The organism is Bythopirellula goksoeyrii, assembly GCF_008065115.1.
Taxonomy (GTDB): Bacteria; Planctomycetota; Planctomycetia; order Pirellulales; family Lacipirellulaceae; genus Bythopirellula; species Bythopirellula goksoeyrii.
Genome location: NZ_CP042913.1, coordinates 6037397 through 6060926, shown reverse-complemented (window position 1 = coordinate 6060926; position 23530 = coordinate 6037397). Strand labels below are relative to the sequence as shown.

The 23530-nt window shown below is 53.3% G+C and carries 18 protein-coding genes; 6 read left to right on the top strand and 12 right to left on the bottom strand.

All coding sequences use genetic code 11. The annotated features are described in order from the left end of the window. Positions 1-447: 447 nt before the first annotated feature. The 3 genes from Pr1d_RS23950 to Pr1d_RS23940 form a co-directional block, all read right to left on the bottom strand. Positions 448-681 (bottom strand): hypothetical protein, encoded by a 234-nt coding sequence (locus Pr1d_RS23950; RefSeq protein WP_148075889.1) that lies wholly within the window; start codon positions 679-681, stop codon positions 448-450. 268 nt (positions 682-949) lie between these two features. After that, entirely contained in the window at positions 950-1411 is a 462-nt protein-coding gene (locus tag Pr1d_RS23945) for a hypothetical protein (RefSeq protein ID WP_148075888.1), read from the bottom strand. Positions 1412-1455: 44 nt separating this feature from the next. Further along, on the bottom strand, positions 1456-1821 hold the full coding sequence (locus tag Pr1d_RS23940; RefSeq protein WP_168205458.1) for a hypothetical protein: 366 nt from the start codon (positions 1819-1821) through the stop codon (positions 1456-1458). A gap of 339 nt (positions 1822-2160) precedes the next feature. On the opposite strand from Pr1d_RS23940, the gene Pr1d_RS23935 reads away from it, so the two are divergent. From Pr1d_RS23935 to Pr1d_RS23925, 3 genes are all read left to right on the top strand, one after another. Further along, entirely contained in the window at positions 2161-3369 is a 1209-nt protein-coding gene (locus tag Pr1d_RS23935; protein WP_148075886.1) for a serine hydrolase domain-containing protein, read from the top strand. Between the two features lie 332 nt (positions 3370-3701). Beyond that, on the top strand, positions 3702-5024 hold the full coding sequence (locus tag Pr1d_RS23930) for a TAXI family TRAP transporter solute-binding subunit (RefSeq protein WP_148075885.1): 1323 nt from the start codon (positions 3702-3704) through the stop codon (positions 5022-5024). Between the two features lie 56 nt (positions 5025-5080). Next, positions 5081-6730 (top strand): dicarboxylate/amino acid:cation symporter, encoded by a 1650-nt coding sequence (locus tag Pr1d_RS23925; protein ID WP_148075884.1) that lies wholly within the window; start codon positions 5081-5083, stop codon positions 6728-6730. 178 nt (positions 6731-6908) lie between these two features. Here Pr1d_RS23925 and Pr1d_RS23920 read toward each other — a convergent pair whose 3' ends face one another. Further along, positions 6909-7712, bottom strand: coding sequence for a hypothetical protein (locus Pr1d_RS23920; RefSeq protein WP_148075883.1), 804 nt, complete (start codon positions 7710-7712; stop codon positions 6909-6911). A gap of 288 nt (positions 7713-8000) precedes the next feature. Here Pr1d_RS23920 and Pr1d_RS23915 point away from each other — a divergent pair, with 288 nt between their 5' ends. Next, entirely contained in the window at positions 8001-10352 is a 2352-nt protein-coding gene (locus tag Pr1d_RS23915) for an arylsulfatase (RefSeq protein ID WP_148075882.1), read from the top strand. 132 nt (positions 10353-10484) lie between these two features. Continuing rightward, complete coding sequence (locus Pr1d_RS23910; protein ID WP_210417821.1) at positions 10485-10952, top strand: DUF1254 domain-containing protein; 468 nt, start codon at positions 10485-10487, stop codon at positions 10950-10952. 23 nt (positions 10953-10975) lie between these two features. Here Pr1d_RS23910 and Pr1d_RS23905 read toward each other — a convergent pair whose 3' ends face one another. The 8 genes from Pr1d_RS23905 to Pr1d_RS26805 form a co-directional block, all read right to left on the bottom strand. Then, complete coding sequence (locus tag Pr1d_RS23905; RefSeq protein WP_148075881.1) at positions 10976-12229, bottom strand: IS110 family RNA-guided transposase; 1254 nt, start codon at positions 12227-12229, stop codon at positions 10976-10978. 448 nt (positions 12230-12677) lie between these two features. Then, positions 12678-12965: a DUF1330 domain-containing protein gene (locus Pr1d_RS23900; protein WP_148075880.1), complete on the bottom strand. Its 288-nt coding sequence runs from the start codon at positions 12963-12965 to the stop codon at positions 12678-12680. Positions 12966-13011: 46 nt separating this feature from the next. Then, positions 13012-13767 carry an SDR family NAD(P)-dependent oxidoreductase gene (locus Pr1d_RS23895; protein WP_148075879.1) on the bottom strand — a complete coding sequence of 252 codons (756 nt, stop codon included), beginning with the start codon at positions 13765-13767 and terminating at the stop codon, positions 13012-13014. Positions 13768-13864: 97 nt separating this feature from the next. Further along, positions 13865-14749 carry an RNA polymerase sigma factor gene (locus Pr1d_RS23890; RefSeq protein ID WP_148075878.1) on the bottom strand — a complete coding sequence of 295 codons (885 nt, stop codon included), beginning with the start codon at positions 14747-14749 and terminating at the stop codon, positions 13865-13867. A 535-nt stretch (positions 14750-15284) separates the two neighbouring features. After that, the gene (locus Pr1d_RS23885) at positions 15285-16262 is read right to left on the bottom strand and encodes a glycosyltransferase family 2 protein (RefSeq protein WP_148075877.1); all 978 of its coding nucleotides are present in this window, start codon (positions 16260-16262) and stop codon (positions 15285-15287) included. After that, positions 16259-18301, bottom strand: coding sequence for a tetratricopeptide repeat protein (locus Pr1d_RS23880; RefSeq protein WP_148075876.1), 2043 nt, complete (start codon positions 18299-18301; stop codon positions 16259-16261). Before Pr1d_RS23880 ends, Pr1d_RS23885 begins: the two co-directional genes overlap by 4 nt. Before the next feature lie 1275 nt (positions 18302-19576). Further along, positions 19577-21361, bottom strand: a complete 1785-nt coding sequence (locus tag Pr1d_RS23875; RefSeq protein WP_210417820.1) for an OPT family oligopeptide transporter — start codon at positions 21359-21361, stop codon at positions 19577-19579. A gap of 48 nt (positions 21362-21409) precedes the next feature. Continuing rightward, positions 21410-22606: a peptidylprolyl isomerase gene (locus Pr1d_RS26805; RefSeq protein ID WP_238476581.1), complete on the bottom strand. Its 1197-nt coding sequence runs from the start codon at positions 22604-22606 to the stop codon at positions 21410-21412. Between the two features lie 195 nt (positions 22607-22801). Between Pr1d_RS26805 and Pr1d_RS26160 the strand changes: the two genes are divergently transcribed. Beyond that, positions 22802-23518, top strand: coding sequence for an RsmD family RNA methyltransferase (locus Pr1d_RS26160; protein ID WP_148075874.1), 717 nt, complete (start codon positions 22802-22804; stop codon positions 23516-23518). The last annotated feature ends 12 nt before the right edge of the window (positions 23519-23530 follow it).

Genomic DNA, 23530 nt, shown 5'->3' with positions numbered 1-23530 from the left:
TCGCACCAATGGGGCTTTTTTCTAGCTTCCAACAAGAGGAAAGAAAACCAAAAAGGGCTATGCGGTTAAATGTCTAATCAAATCCAACGCCACTGACGTGGCCAGACCTCGCTTGGAAGCCATGCCATTAGAAATAGCAATTTCTTCGGTAATTGCAAAAGCCGCTTAGGTACCGACTCCTTACGTGCTGTGCTTCGTTCCCTTCATCTCGTATGGCCTCGTCGCTCCGCGCGGCCCGCAGGGCTATGGGCCATACGTGAGGAAGGGATAAGAAGCACCAGACGCTGCTAACCGGCTAGCCATTTGGCAAGTCCCCTACTCCCAACATCCCAGGTGCTTTGTTTAGCTGATTCTTGGAGGCCTCAAAAAGGTTGGGTCTCCGAAGGGGCCCCAGACGATAGAAAGAAATTGCCGAGCGGCCCGAAGGCCGCCCGGCTCTCGCTTCTTCTAAGAAGCCTTCTTCTGGTCGTAGATCCAAGTGTGAGCCAAGTCAGCGACCTTGGCGACCAACAGCAGATCATCGCGACCAAAGCTGTCAGAAGTTTGCCACTCTTCCGAGCCCTCTGGACGGTAGATCCGCTGAATCTGGACGTTGTGGCGAATGCCCACCGAGGTTTCGTTCTCCCAAATTACTGCCTTGATACGACCAATTCGGACTTCGTGTGCGCTTTTCTTTGCCATTGTTTTTCCTCCGTTTGAGAAAGGTTTAGTTTGTTCACTCACCCAATGCTGGTGGACAACAAAAGCTTTCAGCGGAGGATATTCCTCTTGAGTTCATCGGGGATGGCGAGTAGCCGGTATTACTCAGGTCAAATGACAGGTTTCCTGGCATGCGACCTGACCGGCCGCTAGCACCGGTGAACAAGGTCTTAGGGGCAATGGCTTGAGAAAACGCAGAACGAATCATTGGTAGCTTTTTAAGGCTGAATGGGAACAACCCTGGGCTACGCTACGAACTGGATTCGGCAGCGTTCTCTTGAAGCTCGGAAGTCGTGCTCTTAGCAGCTGGGTCTTGCAGCATGATTAGCTGGTCGTCATGTGATGCTCTGGTGAAGCGGTCTTCACCAAGGACTTCTTTGAGACGAAGCGAGAGTCCCATTCGGGAGTAGCCGCGTTCGACGACTTGACGCTCAACCTCAACACGAAGTGGTTCCAAGTGAAGCGCCTGCTCTTGAAGAGAGGCGGTGACCGCATCGCGGACCAAGTGCTTGTCTGGTGAGGGCTTGCTAGGGCCCTTCTTACTTTTTGTCCTAGTGGCTGAAGCGACTCCCAAGGCCGAGAGTGCTCCCCGTATCCGTTTCAGTGCGGCCTCAAGTTCAGAGGCCTGTTGGTCCAGGTCTGTTTTGCGGCTAAGGAGTGTTTTTTCTTCGTCTTGCAAACTCGCAATAACTGTGTCGATGCGTTCTGGCATGATGCTTCCTTTCAGGTCTTATGGTGAGGTAGAGATTGAGCCCACTAGCAGCCCTTTGCACAATCAATCAGCGTGATGATTGCTTCGCGAATGTGCGGCTGTAGAAGAGGCCATCGCTCGGCGATATAATCGAGTGTCGGCGAGCTGTCTTCCGACTCGGTTAACGCCACCGGATGACGTTTGGTGCCGCCAGTACGTGGCCCAGATGTGGACACGGAAGTGAGTGAATCACCTAAATCGTTTGCAGCATTGCCGTTGCGATTGTCGGGATTCTCATTCGATTCCCGCCGCCTCCACTTAACGTCGCCTTTGTCAGGCGGCGTTTTTTTATGCCGTTTGGTGTCTGAATGTGACGCACTCTCAGTACAATCGTCATCGCTCAATCCGATGCACTTGCGACGCATTGGCATTGATCGGGACGATTGCAATGCTCGGAGCGCCGTTTTAGACTTGGATAGGTTGTCTGCTCCCGGTATTGGCGAGAGATCATCTGGCAACTCAGCTCGCCCATTCCGAATTCAGCTCTCGCGTCAGATTTCCAACCGAACTATTCAAACTACGGGGTCCGGCACATTAACGACGACCAGAATAAGAAAACGAAATTCTCGATTGGCGACTTCGGCATTACGTTGGCTTTGCTATGGCTCATCCAGCCACTTGTCGTTGAACACGTCCACGAAATTGCCCAGCAACATGCCAAGAATTGAATCAAGAGGGTGGCCCCGGCATGAGCAACGGAGCCACGACCCATGCGAACCTTCATCTTGTACAAACGCTCTCGAATCCTGCTTGTTGTCATCGCACTCTCAATAGTGGGGACAGCTTGCTTCGGCTATGTGAATGCCAAGGAGCTTTCAAATCTTGCTCCAGCTGCCGAGGCAAGCGCCCAGACCAGCGATCAAGTTCCGCAAGGCAACGACAAAACGAAGGTTCAACTTGCTGAATTGATCACGGACCTTCGGAACGAGAAGAATCTCGTTGGCCTTGCCGCGATGGTTGTGGTCGATGGGCAAGTCGTTGCTTCTGCGGTCGATGGGGAGCGAAAGCTGGGGAGCGGCGTGCCGCTCACGATCGACGACCGTTGGCACCTGGGATCGATCACTAAATCTATCACGGCCACGATGATCGCGCGCTTGGTCGAGTCGGGGAAGCTGAATTGGTCCGACACGGTTGGTGAGTGTTTTGCTGACGCGCCAATCCATGCGGACTGGAAGCCGGTCACGCTCAAACAACTGCTCACACACACGGCGGGAGCCCCAGCGGATTTCTCTTTTCTGGTGGCACTGAAACAACCCGCGCTCGGGCCCGAATGCACGCAGGCGCGCAGAGAAGCGGTGCTAGATGTTCTTGCTGAAGAACCAGCAAATACACCGGGTGAAAAATTTCTCTATTCCAACGTCGGTTTCACAATTGCAGGTGCCATGGCTGAGATAGTGACTGGCCAGCACTGGGAAGATCTCGTGAAGCAAGAAGTAGTTGAGCCGTTCAAGCTCACGACCGTGGGGTTCGGCCCGCCGAAGAGCCCAGACGATACGCTCGATCAGCCGCGAGGTCACAAGAGGCTGCTTGGTTTGAAAATCTCGATGAGTGACGACGCCGACAATACCCCCATCATCGGCCCGGCTGGCACCGTGCATATGTCGCTCGGAGACCTTTGTACTTACGCGATGGAACACCTGCGTGGTGAGCTTGGCCAGGGCAAACTGCTCTCCGCCGAAACTTACAAAGTCCTCCATACCCCGGAGCTTGAGAATTATGCCTGTGGCTGGGTGAAGCAAGAACCAGGAGAGAAGATCCCGCACAAGGTGTACTGGCACAACGGTTCGAACACGATGTGGTACGCGCTGGTTGTATTTATCCCTGACGAAAACAAGGTGATCGCCGTCACATCAAACGACGGCGAGATTGCAGTCGCAGCCTCAGTCGCTTGGGAAGTCGTCAACGCCAATGCAGAGTAGACAGGTGACCGCGAGAATTCCAGAAGTCTCAAGTGCGGGCATGGGTTGAACTAATCCATGAGACCAGCAGGTGCGGGTCGCCAGTTGTACTTCTAGTGGGGCAGCCAGAACCCCATCCTGCCAAATACTCAATGTGGAGCACCAAGGAGTAGCGTTCAAGATCACACTAATGATATGAAACGAGAAAAACTTTGTGAGTGAGGGCTTAAGTGGTAGTGCATTGATAAGCAAACACTATAATCGGAGAGCTTTGCTGAAAGTCACGACCAGTTTGATTATCTCTGTTCTCTTGCATTCTCGATGCTGATTCAGCCGGATGAGTGGTCAGAATAATGGTGCAACCACTATCACGTATCTTACGTAAATGGTTTGCTTGGCTAATGGCCGGGGTCTTGGTGGCCTCACTCGTGACCTGGTTTTTCTTGCGAGACACTCTGCCACCTGTGATCCGAATCGGAACTGCCATGGAAGGTGGTTTGTACTTCGAAGAAGGTGAACGTGTGGCGGACGAAATGCGCAAACGCACCAGCCACGAGATTCAGGTCATTCCCACCTCAGGTTCTCTAGACAATCGTGCTCGGCTGCGTGACGGCGAGATCGATGTCGCGATCGTACAAGCAGGGTCCGTTTCATTAGAAGGTCTCGCGATTGTTACTCCCTTGCATCGTGATGTAGTGCACCTAATTGTACGCAGGGAGCTTCTGCTTACACCGGATGAAGAGCTGCACGTTGATTCAGTTCGTGACCTGGCAGGGAAGACGATCATCATCGGCGTTGCTGGATCGGGCATTCAGAAAAGCGCTCTCGACGTGCTAGAGCATTACGACTTGACTCAGCGTGCCGATCTTCGAGAAGTGCATTTCACGGAATTATTGCGCGATGTATCAAGTGAATACGACGCTGCGATCGTCACTTCAGGGCTAGAAAACGAAGACTTAAGAAAAGTCTTAGCTACGGGGGAATTCGATCTCTTGCCTTTGGACGCAGAGGCTTTGAACATGCGTTTTCGCCATTTCGAAACCTATGAAATCCCAAAGAACTTGTGGCCACCCGTGCCTCGACAGACGGTGCCAACTGTGACCGCGTCAGCATGGGTAGTGGTCAACGAGGATGCTTCGTCAGCTCTCGTAAAGTTGTTGCTAAACTCGATATTTGAGGAAGGTCTGCTGACTCACTTTTCGACCTTGTTCTCTCCGCAACAGGCGCGAGAACTCTCTCCTGCCCAACTGCATCCAGTAACGAGACGCTATCACGATCCATTTGGACAATATGGAGTATTGCATTCTGTGTTGGAAGGACTGGCAGCGGGCAAGGAGTTATTATTCGCTTGCGGAGCGGCCATCTACCTGATCTGGGATCGTTGGCGCCGACTAAAGGAAAAAGAAAGTCAGGAACAGATCCGTCTCCAGAAAGAGCGTCTCGATTCCTATCTCGAGAGAACGCTCGATATAGAACGCCAACAAATGCACGTTACCGATCCGGATAAACTACAGAAATTCCTGGATGATGTCACAGAGATTAAGCTCCAGGCCTTGGGTAACTTAACTCACGAGGATCTCAGGGGTGACCGCACTTTTTCGATCTTTCTCATGCAATGCGCGAACCTGATAAGCAAGATACAGATGAGAATCATCAATTACACGAGAAATCTGTGAGGTCTTGGCTTGTCCGCAGACATCGCAATTCTGGCTCATGAAAGCGAGTGCTAAAAATGCCAGAGAGCAACAAATCGAAGAATCATCGGCATTCCACGCTCTACATTGTTGGCGCGATCGTCTTAGCAGTCGTTCTGGCGATCGTCGGCCCCGCACTCTTCGGAGAGAGTCTTCGACCTGTTGTTGGTCTGCTTGAGGTCGGGGGGGAAGTCTTCTTGAGGATGTTGCAGATGGTGGTCGTCCCGTTGGTGATGGCCAGCGTGATGAGTGGCATCTTGGGATTAGGCGATGTCCGCAAACTCGGTCGACCTGGAGCCTATGCGGTTTCTTATTATCTAAGCACTACGATATTGGCTGTTGTTACCGGACTGATTGTCGTCAATATCGTAAATCCAGGCCGCGGGATTGATCCTGCCTTGGTGGAAGATGCCCGAAAAGAGGGCGAGCAGACACTTGCTCATGCCGCAGGTCGCAACGAAAGACAAAGATTCGAGTGGCACAATGTCACTGGCGATCGTTCGGCAACTGCCGGAGAAAGTAAAAACGTTTCGATACCAGCGAAGGGAGTCTGGGGTGTACGCATCTCAATCGATCAAGTGGGGCAAGCGGAGACACCAGCTCGGGCACTTGTGCAGTGGAGCGAGGATGGCAACGAATTTGACGAGTTGCCCGACGGTGAATTCGTTGCCGGCACGGAAACGGGCATCTACACTACCAATCCAGCTATCCCCGTGTCGGAAAAGGTGCGATTCGTAAGAATCGATTTTCAGCCACAAGAAGGGGGAACTCATAGTATTGTTGAAGCTTATTTAGTCCCGGGGGCACCCTCTATTGGTGCCATCTTTCGGAACCTTGTGTTAATGTTATTCACTAACAATCTGCTAGGTTCCATGGTTGAAATCAACCTCTTGCCGTTAATCATATTTAGCATTGCGTTTGGGGCGATGCTCACCACGCTTGGTAGCAGAGCGGAGACGATCACTAGTCTTGTCTTGAGTATCAACGATGCCTTGATGAACTTCATCTTGTTGCTGATGAAACTGGCACCCTTGGGAATCTTTTGCCTGGTGGCCGCGCGATTTGCCAGAGCACAACTAGACGGACAGTTTCTTACTTTGCTCAAGACGCAAGCTTGGTACATGACCAGCGTGATCGTTGGACTAAGCATTCATGCTGTATTTACTTTATCCTTCCTGCTGTGGTTCTTCACTCGGCGAAGTCCATGGACATTCTTTGTACAGATGTCACAGGCCATCTTGACGGCCTTCTCGACATCCAGCTCGACGGCGACTTTGCCCGTCACGATGGAATGCGCGGAGAAGAATGCCGGGGTGTCCTCACGCTCAACGGAGTTTGTGTTGCCATTGGGAGCAACGATCAACATGGATGGCACGGCTCTCTACGAAGCAGCGGCAGCCATTTTCATTGCTCAGGCTTATGCTCTCACCGACCCCTCGTTTGTGCTCACTTTCGACAAGCAAGTGGTGATCGCGATAACCGCCACGCTGGCAGCAATTGGAGCAGCTGGTATTCCCGAAGCAGGCTTGGTAACGATGCTCATTGTACTCAATGCGGTCGGTTTGCCCTTGGAACTAATCGGATTGATACTCCCCATCGACTGGTTACTTGATCGCTTTCGCACAGCAGTCAACACTTATGGTGACTCGGTAGGAGCAGCGATTGTCGATAAGAGTTTTACATCTTGATCTTCTTGCTTCTATTCAGTCGTGGATTCATCGGTTCAGCAACTGCGTTTGAACTTAGCACTACGGATAGGAACACTCGGCGAGGTAAGAATCCTAGCCCGCATCGCCAAAGAGGCGAGAGTTAGCTTTGTGCAAAGGCACAGGAGTCGTCGCACCTGGTGCAGCCGGAGTGCTCCAGCTAGGATGCGTTTCGCACGAGCCGATAATTCTTCATGCCATGACGCAGCAGTGCCACTTGGCCTGCCGCCATCCATGCAATGAGCAGGAGAAACATCAACTTCCCAAAGACGATCCGTGAATGTATTTTCGCTCGCACCTTCTTAGCGTTGGCTTGAGTGTCGGACAGCGCAGACGCTGCCGAGTTTATTCGAGAATCAATCTCGCCAAGCGAAAGTGCGACACGCAGTGCCAACTGCACGACTTGCTGTTTCCGTTGATGGGCAATGTCACCCTCCGCCAATTCGGCCACGCCCTCGCTGATTCCGTTGATCGTATCTGTCGCTTCTTGCAACTCGGCGCGCAAGGTTGCAATTCTCTCAGTTAGGGAAGCGACCAACGAACCGTCTAAAGGTATACCCAATGATCCGCCCAGCTCCAGTGCGTTCTGGAGAACTTCCATAGAAGCCGCCGCGACATCCAGCCCGTGGTCAGCTTGCTGAATTCCTGAGAGCAAACGCTCCGACTTCGCTTCTAGCTCCAATCGCGAAGAGAGTTGCTCGGCAGCTTTATCGAGAGTTCGATTTCGTAGAGTCTCGCCAAGGGATTCGGCCGTGATCTTGGACTCTTGAACAGACTTTCCTGCATCAAGGGTCCGGTCAACAACGGCAGTAAGTGCCTTGTCTATTGCGTCGAAGGCAGTGTCATTCGCAGTTGTTAGTCGCGAAGCCAGAAACCACAAACCTAAGGCAATCACAATACATACTGCGATTCCGACTGCCCCCAAACAACTAGCGATCAAAGCAGAAGTGCGATTACAACGCATCAAGAAAGTCTCGCTTCTCTCATAGTGGCCAAACCTAATCTCGGGTTGCGAAATCCATGACAAAATGTCGTGAGTATCGGTCTATCACAACCGTTTCTTAACGGTGGTCGCATATACCTCGTTGAACCCCTCTCAAAGAGGGTATAAAGTGAGGTGCGGTGCAAGTGTTCATCGCGGGGTTTCTCGATCGAGTAGCTAAATCTATCTTGAGAAAGCACCCCATAAGTCTTGTTTTTCAGCTCACCAGTGTACGCGGCAACTTATCCACCCCAAACAGGAGTTTCAGCGATGCTCAAAAGAATCGTACTTACACTCACCTACTTCGCTTCATTTCTGGCGATTCAATTGTTCACAGGAGCCTACGCCGACGAAGTCCTGCCTCGTCCCGAAGAGCCGTTTACTGGTAAGATTGGCCTGACCTATAAAGATTCGGAAGCCGTCAAACCGAAACTCAAGATTCCCCAGAACTTTGGCATCGAAGACGCCCCGAATATCCTGATCGTACTCATTGACGATTGCGGATTCGGTCAAATGGGAACCTTCGGTGGAGCCATCCCTACTCCCACGCTCGATCGCGTGGCAGACAATGGCCTACGCTATAATCGTTTTCATACCACCGCCCTTTGTTCGCCAACGCGAGCAGCGCTGCTCACCGGACGCAACCACCACTCGGTAGCAAGCGGTGTCATCGGCGAGGCCGGCACGGGCTTTCCTGGTTACTCGGGGATCATTCCAGCCTCAGCTACCACGTTCGCCGAGGTGTTGCGAGAATATGGCTACATGAATGCCTGGTTTGGCAAGAATCACAACGTGCCCGACTGGGAAACGAGCATCGTTGGTCCCTTCGATCGCTGGTCTGGTGGACTCGGGTTTGACTACTTCTATGGTTTTGTCGGTGGCGATACCGATCAATTCCACCCAGCGTTGGTCGAGAACAAGAAGCGGATCGAACCTCCCAAGACGAATGAGGATGGCTCGCCTTATCACTTTACGACCGACATTGCCGATCACGCGATTCGCATGATGCGTGCCAGCAAGGCAGTCGCTCCCCAGCGGCCTTTCTTTGTTTATTTTTCAACCGGGGCGACGCATGCTCCGCATCAAGTCCCTGCAGATTGGGTGGATAAATTCAAAGGGCAGTTTGACGGCGGCTGGGACAAGTACCGCGAGGAGACATTTGCCCGGCAAAAGAAACTAGGGGTCGTGCCGCAAGATGCCAAGCTCACCCCGCGACCCGATTCCCTGCCTGCCTGGGACTCGCTTCCCGAGAACGAGCGGAAAATCTACGCCCGCATGATGGAGGTCTTTGCTGCATTCACGGCCCACACAGACTATGAGGCGGGGCGAGTCATCAACGCCATCGAAGAGATGGGCGAACTCGACAATACGCTGATCTTCTACATCGCTGGCGACAATGGATCCAGCGCCGAGGGCGGACTCAATGGCCTGTTGAATGAAATGACCTTCTTCAACGCGATTCCCGAGCCTTTGGAAATGAAACTCGCCTCGCTCAAAACGTTAGGCAGCGAAAAACACTACAACCATTTTCCTGCCGCTTGGGCCTGGGCCATGGACACCCCTTTCCAGTGGACCAAGCAGATTGCCAGCCACTTCGGTGGTACCCGCAACGGCATGGCCATTTCCTGGCCAAAGCGCATCAAAGCCCACGGCGAAATTCGCGATCAATTTCACCATGCGATCGACATTGCCCCCACGATTCTCGAGGCGGTGGGCGTCGAAATGCCTGCCCAGTTCAATGGCGTGGCCCAGAAGCCGGTTGAGGGGATCAGCATGATGTATACCTTCGATGACGCAGATGCCAAGGACCGTCGCACGTTGCAATACTTCGAGATGCTTGGCAATCAAGGCATCTACCATGATGGTTGGATGGCCAGCGCGATTCGAGGAATCCCCTGGTACAGTGAACCAGTACCCGGGGACCTCTTGAACATGCCCTGGGAGCTGTACCACATCGACGAAGACTTTGCTCAGGCCAATGACCTCGCGAAGGACAATCCTGAGAAACTCGATGAGATGGTAAAACACTTCTTCGCTGAGGCGGCCAGATACAACGTGCTGCCGCTCGACGATCGCAAGACCGAGCGGCTCGACGTCGCCAATCGGCCCAGCCTCACGGAAGGACGCAAAAGCTTTACCTATCCCAACCTTCTTCGACTCCCCGAAGGTGCCGCACCCGACCTCAAGCATCGCAGTCATTCTATTACTGCCAAGGTGGTTATTCCTGAAGGAGGAGCGGACGGAATGCTCTTTACCCAGGGAGGACGGTTCGCCGGCTATGGTTTGTATGTGCTCGATGGCAAGCTGGTCTACGATTACAACCTCGTCGGCGTGGACCAGTACACCGTCAAGTCAGACGAAGCGATACCCACCGGCGAGGTTACGCTTAAAGCCGTCTATGTGACAGATGCCGATAAGCCATTCGCAGGTGCGGATGTGACGCTCTATGCCAACGACAAGAAAGTAGGCGAAGGAAGAGTTGAAAAGAGCATCCCCAACCGCGTGACGCTCGACGAAACGATGGACTTCGGTTTCGACACCGGTACACCCGTCGCGGAGGGATATAAAATGCCTTTTAAGTTCAAGGGGAAGTTGAACGCGGTAACGATTGAGTTAGATTAGGCGCATTTAATTCGTGATACGACTGTTCTCTTGGATAGACAATCAACTCTCTTTTTACCAACAGCCGAGAAAATCTACTTCGGATAAGTATTTCCTCCGTTCAAATCACTCCTAATGAAAGTAGAGGTTGCTTTGCAATACAGCTCCCGCGATATTCGACTAGTTCTCCTCACATCAGCGCTGACTTTAGGTCTGGCTCCGATCGCTTTCGGGGATGGAGCCCCTATCAATCTGGCCGATGCATCCTTGCAGGGTGACGAGACGATCTCCACGCCCATCGGGGAGATCGAACTCGAAGACAGCTACTTTGCAGACGACGTCTCGCAGCGGCTGTTCGACGAGATGGACTACCAGCGGGCCTGCCAGCTTTACTTGTGGTCGACCCCACTGGTCAGCATCACCGCGTGGCGCGACGCCCAGGGTGATGCCTTCGGCGTCACCAAGGATACCGATTTCGTGGTTCTCCGGTCGCTCAAGGAGAAACGCGGAATCGTCACCGGTAATTTGACCACTCCCTACATCTTCAATTTCTCGAATCTGCAGGATGGCCCGATTCAGATCGACTACCCGGCCGGCAGACCGCAGACATCTGAGTTCTAGGCAAGGGATCTTGGGGATAATTTTTAGCTTTCTTGGGCGAGGTAGGGAATGATATCTGGGCAGCGTTGTTTCAGGTTGGCGATGTAGCGATCACAGTCGAATGGTACTCGTGTCTTCCAGACGCGAAACAGTATTCTGATCCAGCTACGGGCTATCTTTCGCAGCGCCGCGTGATGCTTCATGCCGCGGAGCATGCGATAGCGGGCTTTGCTCCACGGACAAAACCGTCGTGCACAGTCGGCAAACTCGTGAAACGTCTGCCGGAGATACTTGGGACAAGCGAATCGCCGGTGGACGTGGCGTTGTTTGCCACTCTGCTTCGTCACAGGGGCAATCCCACTGAACGACGCTAGGCTGTCGGCATCTTCCCAGCGATCCCGCTGCGAGCCGAAGGCACAGAGGAGGCGTGGCACCAGCGCGCTGCCGGCGCCACGCAGATTTGTGAACAAGTGCGCGTCGGGATGTTGCTTCATCGCTTCGTCGATCGCGGCATCAAACTCCTCAATCGTCTTCAGAGTTTGTTGGATCTGATGGGCCAACAGCATGACCGCCATCGCCGATGGGGTAATCTGCGCGTCATCGCGGGTCAGTAGCTGGGCCGCACGAATCCGCTCGAGGATTTCCTTCTGCTGATGTTCGTTGCGTACGGAGTGCTCACTCAGGACGCGGCGAATGAGCCGACGATCGGCGCGCCGTAACTGGCGAGGGTCGGACCATCGACACAGCACACTGAGCAACAGGGGTAGCTGGTGCTGCTTGCCGAAAAGCTCCAAAACGACCGGAAAACACGACTTCAAGAGGGCCGTTAGCTGCAGTCGCAGTTTCGTTTGACCGTCGACGAGCTTACGCCGCTGCTGGGACAAGTTGGCGATCAGCCGCGTGTTTTCATCGTCCGGCTGCCAGGCCTTCAGCGTCGTGATTCGTTCAAGCAGCATCCGTGCCAGATACATGGCGTCCGTGGGATCGCTCTTGCCGCCGCCAGGGTAGCTGTCTCGATAGCGGGCCAATTGCTTCGGATTGACCGGATAGAGTAGCACGTTCTCGCGAAACATGAGCGCATAGATCAGAACTCCACGAGACTGCTCCAGCATGATGGCGATGGGCTGCCCGCCGGCGAGCTTGAGCATCTCGGCGACCCAGGCGTCAATGCTCTCGGCCGAGTGCTCGAGTTGTTGGTGAAATCCCTTGCCCTCTCGATCAATGGCATGGATGTCGTGCTTCTGGTCGGCCCAGTCGATTCCGATGAAGAGGCCACGTTGTGCGGTTGGTTGATTCATGATCCGACTCCTTTGTAAGATGGCCAGTTGGTAAATCGGTAGTCCATGCTTCGTCCGGCGGAGTCCTTATAGGGAGCTTTGCTGAGCGTCATCTGAGTGATCCGTTTGGGGCGAAGCGAGCGTGGCGTTCGGAAGTCTGCAGTAAGCCGTCGGGCGGCTGGCGGTGATATCCGTAACGCCACGCTGGCTACCAATCTCAAAGAATACCGCGCGCGGCTTTGTGATTCCGCACCGCAGAAACTCCAGGCCGGTGAAAGGCCACCGTTCCTGCGAGACGCACAAAGCCGGGGGTAATGGAATGCTATAAGCGCCTTGGGGAGATCCTTTCCAGCGGGCGGATGATGCACGTTCTGCATGTTGAATACTTGCGATTGTGCTCCGATCAACTCGGTCTGGACAAGCACACAGGAAATCCCTCATTTCTCTGAAGGGGACCGGTCCTGACTGTTCACACCCCCTCCACGATTAGACCACGGTAGACTGCACCACGGAGTCGATGCTGAGCTGCTTCTTGGTAGGCCGGGCTCTCGTACCAAGCGCGTGCTTCCTCCAAGGTCGGAAACTCTGCGATGACAATGCCCTCGACATCTGGCCCTTCTATCGTCATGTGGCGACCATAGGCCGCCAGTGCCTTGATCGGCTGGTTCTCCATCGCAGCAGGTGCTTTCTGCCAGTACGTTTCCAGCTCCGATTTGTCGAGCGTCTTCTCACGAATGAACACGATGTAAGCTGACATGGATTCTCCTTTATTGATCTTAACTGCATTTCATAATCAACGCCGACTATCGCAGGCCGCCGGATGCCAGGATCACCTCTCCGGTCAGCCAGCCGGAATTGTCCGAAGCGAGGAAAGCGATAACCTTTGCGATATCCTCTGGCGTCCCCACGCGGCCAAGCGGTGTCATCGCAACCAGCTGGCGCTCGAACTCACTGCCAGCTCCATACAATCCAGCCGACTTCGTACCCTCACTCAACGTGGCCCCGGGGTTAACAGAATTGACTCGGATGCTGCGCGGGGCCAATTCTTTGGCGAGGACTCCCGTTACAGCATCCAGGGCACTTTTGCTGGCGGCGTAGATTGAGTAGCCGGGCGGGCACATCCGTGATGCTCCGGAGCCCACGTTGATAATGCTGCCGCCGTTTGGTCCGAAGTAGTCGAGCGATTCCCGGATCATAAGCAACGGGCCAAGCACGTTCGTGTTGAATTCCCGGTAGAATTCTTCCTCGGTTAGTTCCACGATCGGCATCGGCTTGTAAACGCCAGCGTTGTTCACCAGAACATCGAGCGAGCCGAAAGCATCTGCAAGTTCCGCAAACAACCGACGCACATCTTCCGACTTCGAGACATCCCCCTGAATTGCCACGGCCCGACCATCGGAGTCGGCAATCTGCTTCACCACGGCATCCGCGCCGGTGCGGTCGGTCGCGTAGTTCACGACGACCGCCGCCCCGTCCAGGGCCAGTTCTTTGGCGATCGCTGCGCCGATGCCCTTCGATGCCCCGGTTACCAGGGCAACTCGCCCCTTTAGCTGTAACATGATTCATCTCCTTTGTAATCAGCAAGAAAGTTTCTTCTTGATTACCTAGACGCGCACTGCTGCAGACTGTGACAGGCTCGGCGGGAATTTTCTCAATTTAATTTAAATGAAGGGTCGCACGAACATCCGGCCGATCGAGAATTCGCCGAAGCCATTGAGCTTGGTTCGAGGGCTTCAGGAACGGATGATCGCGATAGATGGCCGCAAAGGATCGATCGGCCACTTCGTCGATCTCGCGAACAGTGTCGGCCGCGGCGTCGCGAATCTGTTGGACGCGAGAAGAGGAGAAAAGCAGATAAGAGGGATCGACGTGTCCTGCGTCGATGAAGCCTTTGGTCTTCTTGGGACAGCGACAAGGATTACTCGCATTAACGAGTCCGCATTGGTGATTCATGAATTGATAGAGATCGCGGCGAGCACGTGCCAAGCACTGTCGGAAGTTATCTGCCGACATGTCCATGACCTCACTCCCGACCGTGTCGCAAACGCCGATAATTTCCCCGAGTGTGAAGATTAATCTCTGCCTTCGATCAAGGCAAAGCAGCATGCCGGTAGTGCAGGCGATCTTGGTTTCGTCTATCAATAGTGATACGTCAACCGGCACACTCTTTGGATCGGGCAAGTCGAGATCAGGTGTGTTATTGATTGCATCCGCGTAGGAGGAGAAGGTGTGCGGAATCGTCTCACCTCCGCGGCGTTTCATATTGAGCACATGATTTGCCGTAATGCGATAGAGCCAGGTGCGGAATTTACTTTCGCCCCGAAACGTGCTCAGACGGGTCACGGCCTTGATGAGTACCTCCTGGGTCACCTCCTCGGCATCCTGTGGCTGAAAGACCATGCGAACGGCAATATTGTAGATCCAAGCTTGATGCCGCAATATCAGCCTTTCAAGAGAGTCACGATCGCCGTTCTTGGCCTGACGCACTAACTCAACATCTTCAGTATCATGATCTGTAGCTTCTACGAAGGGATTGTGCATAATCGTCCTCATCGGGCATTGGATTGGGTCATTCTACGCGAAGGCAGCTCGCACCATCCACTTGGACACTTTCCGGGACGGACTGTGACAGAAAGGCGGCGATTTTGACACCGCGGGCTGGGATTCTACTGCTCTAAAGTACGCAAGGGAGGACAGACATTAGAAGCCAGCGGCCTCTAAGGAGCGAGGCCAAGTCGGTCTATCCAACTGCACATACTTGATGGACTCTCGCATCTCCTGAGGTTGCACCAGGGCCGTGACTTGCAGGACACGCGCACGCTCAGGCCGCTCGCTGCAAACCGATGAAGTCTCTTCCGCCAAAGTGCTTCCTTCGCCGGATCTCGCTGTTGTTTCGCCATTGCTTAACTCCTGAGTGGAAAACAGGCAGCTTGACTTATCAGCGGCTCAGCAAGAAGATGTGGTTAGCGAAACGCACACTATTATGCTGGTTGAAACATTTACTCGCATTCCGTTAGTCGCTGTAACTCTACTTCTATCAGCAAACACGATATCCTTATCGCCCTACTATACACAGCTATTGCATTGAGTCCCGCTTTATCGACTCGATAAGAAACAAGGGGCGACTTTTAGATTGTTCGTAGACGCGTCCCAGATACTCACCGAGGATGCCAAGCACAAAGAGCTGCATCCCCCCCAGCATAGAGACAACCACCATAAGACTTGCCCAGCCACGTGGTGCGTCCGGGAAAAAGTACCACGAGATAATCGCATAGATAAACAGCAACAGTGAAAACAACAACGCTCCTAGTCCTGAAATAAATGACAGGCGTAACGGCTTCACTGAAAATGTAGTAATCCCGTCGATCGCGAGTGCGATCAGTCGTCTGAGCGGGTATTTTGTCTCTCCCGCAAAACGACTGTCACGATCATAGTGGATGGGTACCTGATTGTATCCAATCCAACTGATCATACCCCGCAGAAACCGATGCCGTTCAGGCATGGAATTCAACGCATCAAGCACTCTTCGGTTGATCAAACGAAAGTCTCCCGAATCGAGCGGGATCGGGTAGTCTGATAGCAATAGAAGACAACGATAAAAAACCGTGCAGGCAGTTCGCTTGAGAAACGAATCGCCGTACCTGGTACGACGAACACCGTAGACAACTTCTGCACCTTCATCCATCTTTCTGAGCATATCTGGCAAAAGCTCGGGCGGGTCTTGAAGATCCGCATCGATGATCAAGATGCGTTCACCTCGGCAAACACTCAGCCCGGCCGAAAGTGCCAGCTGGTGGCCGAAATTGCGAGAAAGATTGACAGCCACCATATGCTCTGGATCATTTGCACAGAGCTGCTGATGTATCTCCCAAGTGGAGTCTAGTGAACCATCGTTCACGAGCACAATTTCGTAGCTATAGCCATGCTTTTGACATAGGGATGTAACTCGTTTGTACAATTCCTCGATAACGCTTTCTTCGTTGTAGCAGGGGGCTACAACAGAAAGGTAGAGCCTATCTTCTTCCGGTGGCAACGGAGCTTGAGAAGAATTCATGGGTGGGTCTCCTCGATACGATTAGCTGCCTTCAGCCAGCGCTCGTACTTTTCTTCGAATTCCAAAACAATTGATTCAGCACCACTTTCGCGTGCAGAGGCAATCGCGCGTTCTTGAGTCGCGAGAGCTTCTGTAGTCATGTTTGCTGCATAATAGGCTGTCGCCAATGTATCTAGAATGGTTGGTATCTTACCCTCTGATAAGGCGACTGCTTTCTCCGCCAATTTGATCGCATTCGCAGTTTCGTCTGAGCTGGAATTCTCAGCCGTTGCATAGAGCCACGACAAGGAGTTGAGTGCGATGGCGTAATCGGGCTTGAGTTCTATAGATCGCTTAAGATGCTGCTTCGCTTCCTGCAACTGGCCAGTTTCAGCGAGGATATCTCCCAAGCTACAGTGTGCATAAGCGTTGGTTTCGTCGAGTGAGATCGCCAGTCGATAATGTTCAGCTGCCAACTGAAGTTGTTCCAGCTCTCGTAATGCGTTCGCTAAATTAAAGTGGGCCGCGGCTGAGTTCGGCAGCAGTTTAACCGCCAGCTTGTAATGCTCAACAGCTTCTTCGGTGCGTCCTAGTTTGCGTAACGCGACTCCCATGTTGACATGGGCATTCGCATAGTCAGGCCGATACTCCAACGCAATTTTATAGTGCACAAGTGCTTCTTCTACTCGGTCCATCTGCCGGAGAGTCACTCCAAGGTTGTTGTGTCCCCGTGGGTTCTCGGGCTCGATGCGAATGGCTTGTTGGTGATGCTCAATCGCTTCTTCCAACTCGCCATGCTCTGCCAAAGCAACGCCAAGGTTGTTATGGGCAAGCCAGCAGCCGGGATTCGCTGCCAAGGTATGCGAATACAGAGCTTCTGCAGTTTCATAGAGCGAAGCTTGTTTCCAGCTTAGGAAACTCAGCGCAAGCACAATCACGCATGCCGCGGGCATGGCGATCCGAGGCAATAATTGGTAAGCCCCATGCCAATACCCAGCCACTAGTGCAACAACCGAAATGATAGCGATGTGCTGGTAGTGATCTGCTACCAGCGAAAATCGCATGTAGCCAATGTCGGCAAAGCTCATCACGGGGACTAGAGCGATACCAAACCAACACCAAGCAACCCACCAAACACGTGCCCAACGATTGCGATACCACCACAGCATGAACGTTGTGGCAACACACGCGATAAGCGGTATCCACCACATCAGTTGCGACTCGTCAATTTCCCAGCGTGAATAGACGAACTGCAATTTCAGGGGCCACAGTGCTTTGTACAAGTAAAACCAAACCGTTGTGCCCGCACAAAGGAGCCTCTGTAAATTGCTTTCGGGTAATAGGGCAATCTCGGGACTTTGCAACTGAAACCAAGTATGTATTTTAGTGGCAATGGCCCCAATAACAAAGAACGGGACGGTAGCGGCTAGGTCCCAGTACGAAATCTTGCGTTTCCACCAAGTGAGTAGCACCAATAGTGCGGGCAATATGACTGCGGAGCCTTTGCTGAACGATGCCAACACGAAGAAGAAAATGGCCAGCGCATACCAAAGCCCTGTGCCTTGTCTGAAAAACACAAGCCGATCAGAGGGCTCCGGAGGAATGGTTCTGAGGAAGCAAAGTATCGAGAGTAGCATAAACACCAGAGCCAAGAGCCCTTTGTGCTGGGAAATCCAGGCAGCGGTCTCAACATTTACAGGATGCACGGCAAACAGCAGGGCTGCAAAATAGGCCCAGGGTACTGATAGCCTGATCAGCACTCTCCACAGGAGTAAAACCGAAACAATATGCAGGCCCAGGTTGACAACATGGTATCCCGTTGGCGTATCCCCCCACAGTCGCCATTGAAACCAGAGCGAGGAATTGCTGATCGGGTAGTAGTCGACCGGCTCTGTGCTAAACCAGAAACTGGAGAGCCCATCCGAAGCCTTGATGAATTCATTTTCTGTGATGTAGTCGTCGTCATCGAGGATGAATTCACCGTGCAGCGAAGGATAGTAGATTACGCAAGTCGCCGCGAGAATGATAGCAATTCCAAGTATTGTTTGCTTTCGATTCATCGTCTTCAAATTGAATCTACAAAGATCGGGAGAAGTTAGTAGACAGCACGCATGACTATTTTTGGGGATAAGCAAAATGCAGTCGCATTTTGGAAACGAGCCTATATAGACCCCAATTATACACAGCTTGCGTTATTTGCTGAAACGTAGAGAGAGAGGTCATACATCGAAAGGCCATCAGTACTCCGCATAATCGTTACGACCCTACGTTTTGTCTCCAACTTCTTCGAACCCGGCTAGTTCACCAAGTGCAGCGCGTGGTCAAGCTGTTCACGACTATACGGCAAACGCAGCAGCGGACACGCCACCGATTGCAAATTGTCGGATCTCGAACTAAGCGAAGGTTAACCAGCCGAAGCGGAATACGCTCTTAAATAAGTCGCAGAGGTCTGTCTTCCGCGCAGACACCTCATACAGATACGCAGACTTCTTCGAGTCAGCGGGTGCACAATCCTCGACAGTCTCGAGCGTGCCGCATCTCCGAGTGGTGTTCCTAACCGCTGTCAATAACTGAAGTTCGATTTCGACCTGCGGGAACAATGAAGGCAAGGTCGACAGTGTAATTGAAGACTCCGCCAGAAACATAGAGGCCGTAAAACATTCTAACTCGATTCGCCAAACAGGCGACTGTGTGCCGGGTCGCAGACCTTCACCGCCAACGACTCTCTCCTCTACTGATGAAACTACACGCTGCTTAACCATCCGTGTATTTCCGTGACAACCCGTGGCTCAAGAATTCTGGCTAAATCTCCGACCGCATTCAGCCCGTAACGGGTCTCATCGCTATGTCACAAGTCGTTTCATGTCTAGGCACTTTTCCAAGAAACTCACAAGAGGCACAGTGCCCGTTCTACGGGTTGGTACTCCGACAAGCTCTGAGTATCCCGCTCGGCAAGCGGGATCTACTGGCACAAACATTCTTATAGAAATTGGTCACTCGAATCGCGATAATAGGGGTTTGCAGCAGAGGCTGCGCGATCTTTGAAAACTTGAACCATCTCTTTGCTCGATATGACACTCTTTGGTCGTTTGGGAGAGTAATCTCGGTGCGTATTGCTCTCTCGGGGGACCGTTGCAGTCTGCAGTTGCAGAGGATTTCATTGGAGCACCCGCGCACAACACTCAAAGTTCTGCACTGCCAATTGGGACCCCCAGTATTGAGTGCATAAATGGAGTTGCCTCAGACCACCTTTACCGAGACTTGTCTTGCCGACTTTCGATTCGAGAGGGTACCTTTGCACCTGACGGTGTATCTACTGGTCAAAAGACTTCTCATCAGGAAGACGAAAAGAGTAGAGTCGCGAGTGCACTAGCGACTCCCGCTAGACTTTCGCCCGCTACTAAGCCTGCGGCTATCGGCAACACAAACCTGCGCGACCACGTCGGTGCAACGCGTGTTGCGATCGCGGCCGCAATCGCCCCGAGACACAGCGAGATACTATTGAAAGCGGGAATCACAAATGCGAGCCCGAGACTTACAGCGCTGGGACACCAATGAGCGTATTTATCTGGCAACAGTTTCTGCAAGATTGAGAAGCCTATTCCCACGATCGCTCCCACAATTGAAGCAAGCAGCGCCCCCGAGGGAGCGGCATCGATGCCATCGCGAAACAACTCGGCAACAGCTTTCCAAGTTGCCACCGCCGGGGCAGGCCACTCTTTGGTGAGGAGCATTGCCGCGGGATCGGGAATCAGCACCAAGTAGGCAGCACTGCCCGCTACTGATCCGACAAGCACGCCCAAGAATTGCGCTGCTGCTTGGGCTCGTATGGAAGCTCCGAGAAGAAGTCCCGCTTTCAAGTCATGAAGCAAATCGGAACACTGCCCGGCTGCACCTCCGGTGACATTGGCGGTCATGAGGTTTTCAGTGACGTTGGTGGGATTGATGAATCCGAAGGTTAGCTGCGTGACTTTGCCAAGCGCCCCGATCGGAGGAATCCCAGTTTCCCCAGAAACCCGAGCCGCCACGATTGCCAAGATAAAAGTGAGTAGCACTGCCAAGAAGCCCATGTGGGGTTCGATCCCAAAGATGGTTACCTGGGCCACAGTCGTTGCGATGGTTGCCAGCAAGAACCCCACAACCAGCAATTTTGTGGGCACACTGGGCCCCGCTTCGACATCGACGAGCTCTTCAGAATCCGACTTGGGAATCAACAAGCTGCGAAAGATGCCTGGGAGTGAGAACGAGAACGAGACCAGAGCCGAGGTAACCATCATGGCCACGCCGGGCCAGAGCAAGAACTCTACCGCGTTGCCATAAACGGTTTGATCTTCGACAGGCAGCGGGACACGTCCCGAGGCAAACAACCACGGAGCCAATATCCCCCAGGCTACGAAAGCTCCCACGACAAGCGACAACCCCACTCGCAAACCAACGATCGCCCCAAAACCAATCATTAAGAACGAGGGATCTAGCACAAAGCCAAGACTGCGTGTTGTGAGCGTCGACAGTCGAAGTGTCCCCAGTCCAATGACCGGGCCAATCTGAGGCAGCTGATAGATGAAGTCGGCAAAAAGTTTGGTTAAGCCGGACAGAAAACCCGCACCCAGCAAATAGCGTACGCGATTTGTTGCTTCGCGACCTTCAGCATAAATCTCACGAACCGTTTCGGCAGTCGCTATCCCAGAGGGAAACGGAAGTGACTGGACGATCAACATCTGTCGGCGAAGTGCGAGACCGACGAGCACCCCGATACAACTGACCGTGAACAGCCAGACCGAGAGCACAGGCCAAGTGAGTGTTTGGCCAGTGAGGATCGCGAGCGCCGGAATCGGTGCCACGAGGCCGGCGGAAATAATCGAGGCTGCGGACGAGGCGCAAGTTTGATTGATGTTGTTCTCCAGTAGCCCCCAGGTGGCAATGCGCCGCTCACCCAGCCCGCGACGAGCAACTCCCCAGAAGCCACAGCTGAGCAAAGCCGCAGCGATGGACATATTAAACGACCAGCCGATCTTCAACCCCGAGTAGACATTGCATGGTACGAGGATTGCTCCCAGGAGCGCTCCGGTAACCGCCGCACGAATAGTTAATTGTCGAGGTGTGTCGTGTGGTACGCTCAAAATGAAAAATTCGTTGGAGAAAGAAACACATGGTCCATGAAAGAATAACTACCTCCCCGGCAGCTTCTCAAACTTGTACTCGTGCCCCCGATCGCGGAGGACCGTGGCTTTGATAATCTTGTCTGGCTTCGGTCCACTGGGGTTGTCGGGGTCACGGCGTTTGATGGATGCAGCCACGTCCATGCCTTCGACCACGCGGCCGAAAACCGTGTGGCGACCATCGAGATAACTGGTGGGGACAAAAGTGAGGAAAAACTGCGAGCCACCCGTATTCCGCCCTGCGTGGGCCATGCTGAGACTACCGCGGAAATGTTTGCGATAGTCGTCGCCGTGGCACTCGCAGCGGATGGAGTAACCGGGGCCGCCGCTACCCGAACCGGTGGGATCTCCCCCTTGGGCCATGAAGCCAGGCAACACACGATGGAAGGGCACGCCATCGTAGTAGCCCTTCTTTGCGAGTGTGAGAAAGTTGGCCACCGCCTGCGGGGCCTCGTTTTCGAAAAGCTCGATTACGATATCACCGTCTTTCGTGGTGAATTGCACGCGCGGAAGATCATCAGCAAGCCCTTCCGCTTCGCGAATTCGTTGTTCTATCTGCCAGTTCTGTTCCAGGTCGGGCAAACCGTCTCGCATACTTTGGGCCAATTGCATCAACCGGCCTTGAGACGCACTTTGAGGTGCACTGCGAAAGGCCCCGGCGGCTTCGGCCTGAGCGAAGTATTCTTTGGCCAAGTTAAAGTCGTTCAGGCTAACTGCGCTCACCGCTCCGAGCAACCACAGTTGAGGAGCTTCTGCCCCCGCGCCGGCGGCGAGTAAGTCCTTAATCAGCGGCAATGCCCGTTCGAATTGGTCGCCGCCATTGCCCTGGGCGTCTCCCAAGACATGGAACGTGGCCATGGAAATCAAAGTCTCTTTTACTTGGGGATTTCCGTCGGGATCGGCCTTATAGACTGCCAACCCCGTTTCTATTAATTCGCCAAGTTGCTCAGCGGCCTGGGCCCGCAGGGTATCAATCTCGGAGTCGATCTGTTTGAGCTGGTCACCCGACTTGCCAGCCTTATCTTGCTGCTTGGCTTGGATTTTTCCGTAGAGTGCGACCCATTCGTTGCGCGCCTTTTCGAAACTGGCAACCAGGGCATCCGTCGAGTTCTGGGCCACGGGCTGCTGAGCTGTGACGACTTCAAGACGGATTGCGCCTATATTTGCGAGAAGAAACCAACAAAAAACAAATAAGAAACGTCCCATGGGATAGTACCTCTAGCAATTCAATGCACAATGGTGGCAAGTAAGAACTCTGTGGAAGGAAGTTTTCTCGCAGAGACGCGGAGGCACAGAGAGGCGAAGTAGTTTAACCTCTGCTATCTCCGCGTCTCTGCGAGAGCCTATCTTTTTAACAAATAGGTACGTATTTTGGCACCCGCAACTTTATAAGGCACCTCTGTGGCCAAACCGACGAAAAACAAACGCAAGAAGAAAACAGACCTCGCTGATAGCACTGAACTGCGGATCATTGGGGGCAAGCTTCGTGGGAGTAAGTTGCGTTATGAACCCTTCCAGCAAGGGGGGGCCGCAGTTACGCGACCAATGAAGCATCGGGTTCGCGAGGCAATCTTCAATCTCATTAGCATCGACTCCGCTGGTAAACACGCCATCGATCTCTTTGCTGGCACGGGGGCACTCGGGCTGGAGGCGTTAAGTCGAGGTGCGGTGAGTGCGACCTTTATCGAGCGACATGTTCCCACGGCCCGTGTGATCGAAGAAAACATCGCAATGCTTGGGTTGGCCGATAAAGCACAGCTCTTGGTCACGAGCGCTTTCTTATGGGCGAAGCGAGACTTGGCGAATGCGGAGTGCGGAATGCGGAGTGTGGAATCCGAAACCTCTCCGCAATCCGAATTCCGAATTCCGAATTCTCTCCCTCCCTGGCTTGTCTTCTGCAGTCCTCCCTATTCCTTTTACGGCGAACGGCAAGCGGAAATGTTGGATCTCATCGAAAGGGTACTCGACCACGCACCGGCAGAGAGTATCTTTGTGGTAGAAGCGGACACGACGTTCGACTTCAACTTGCTGCGCGGAGGTGTGTCTGACAGTCGTGAAGAAGAAAGTTGGCTCGTGCGGTCGTATCCACCGGCTGTGGTTGGTGTTTGGCGGAAATAATCCTTGTTTCTC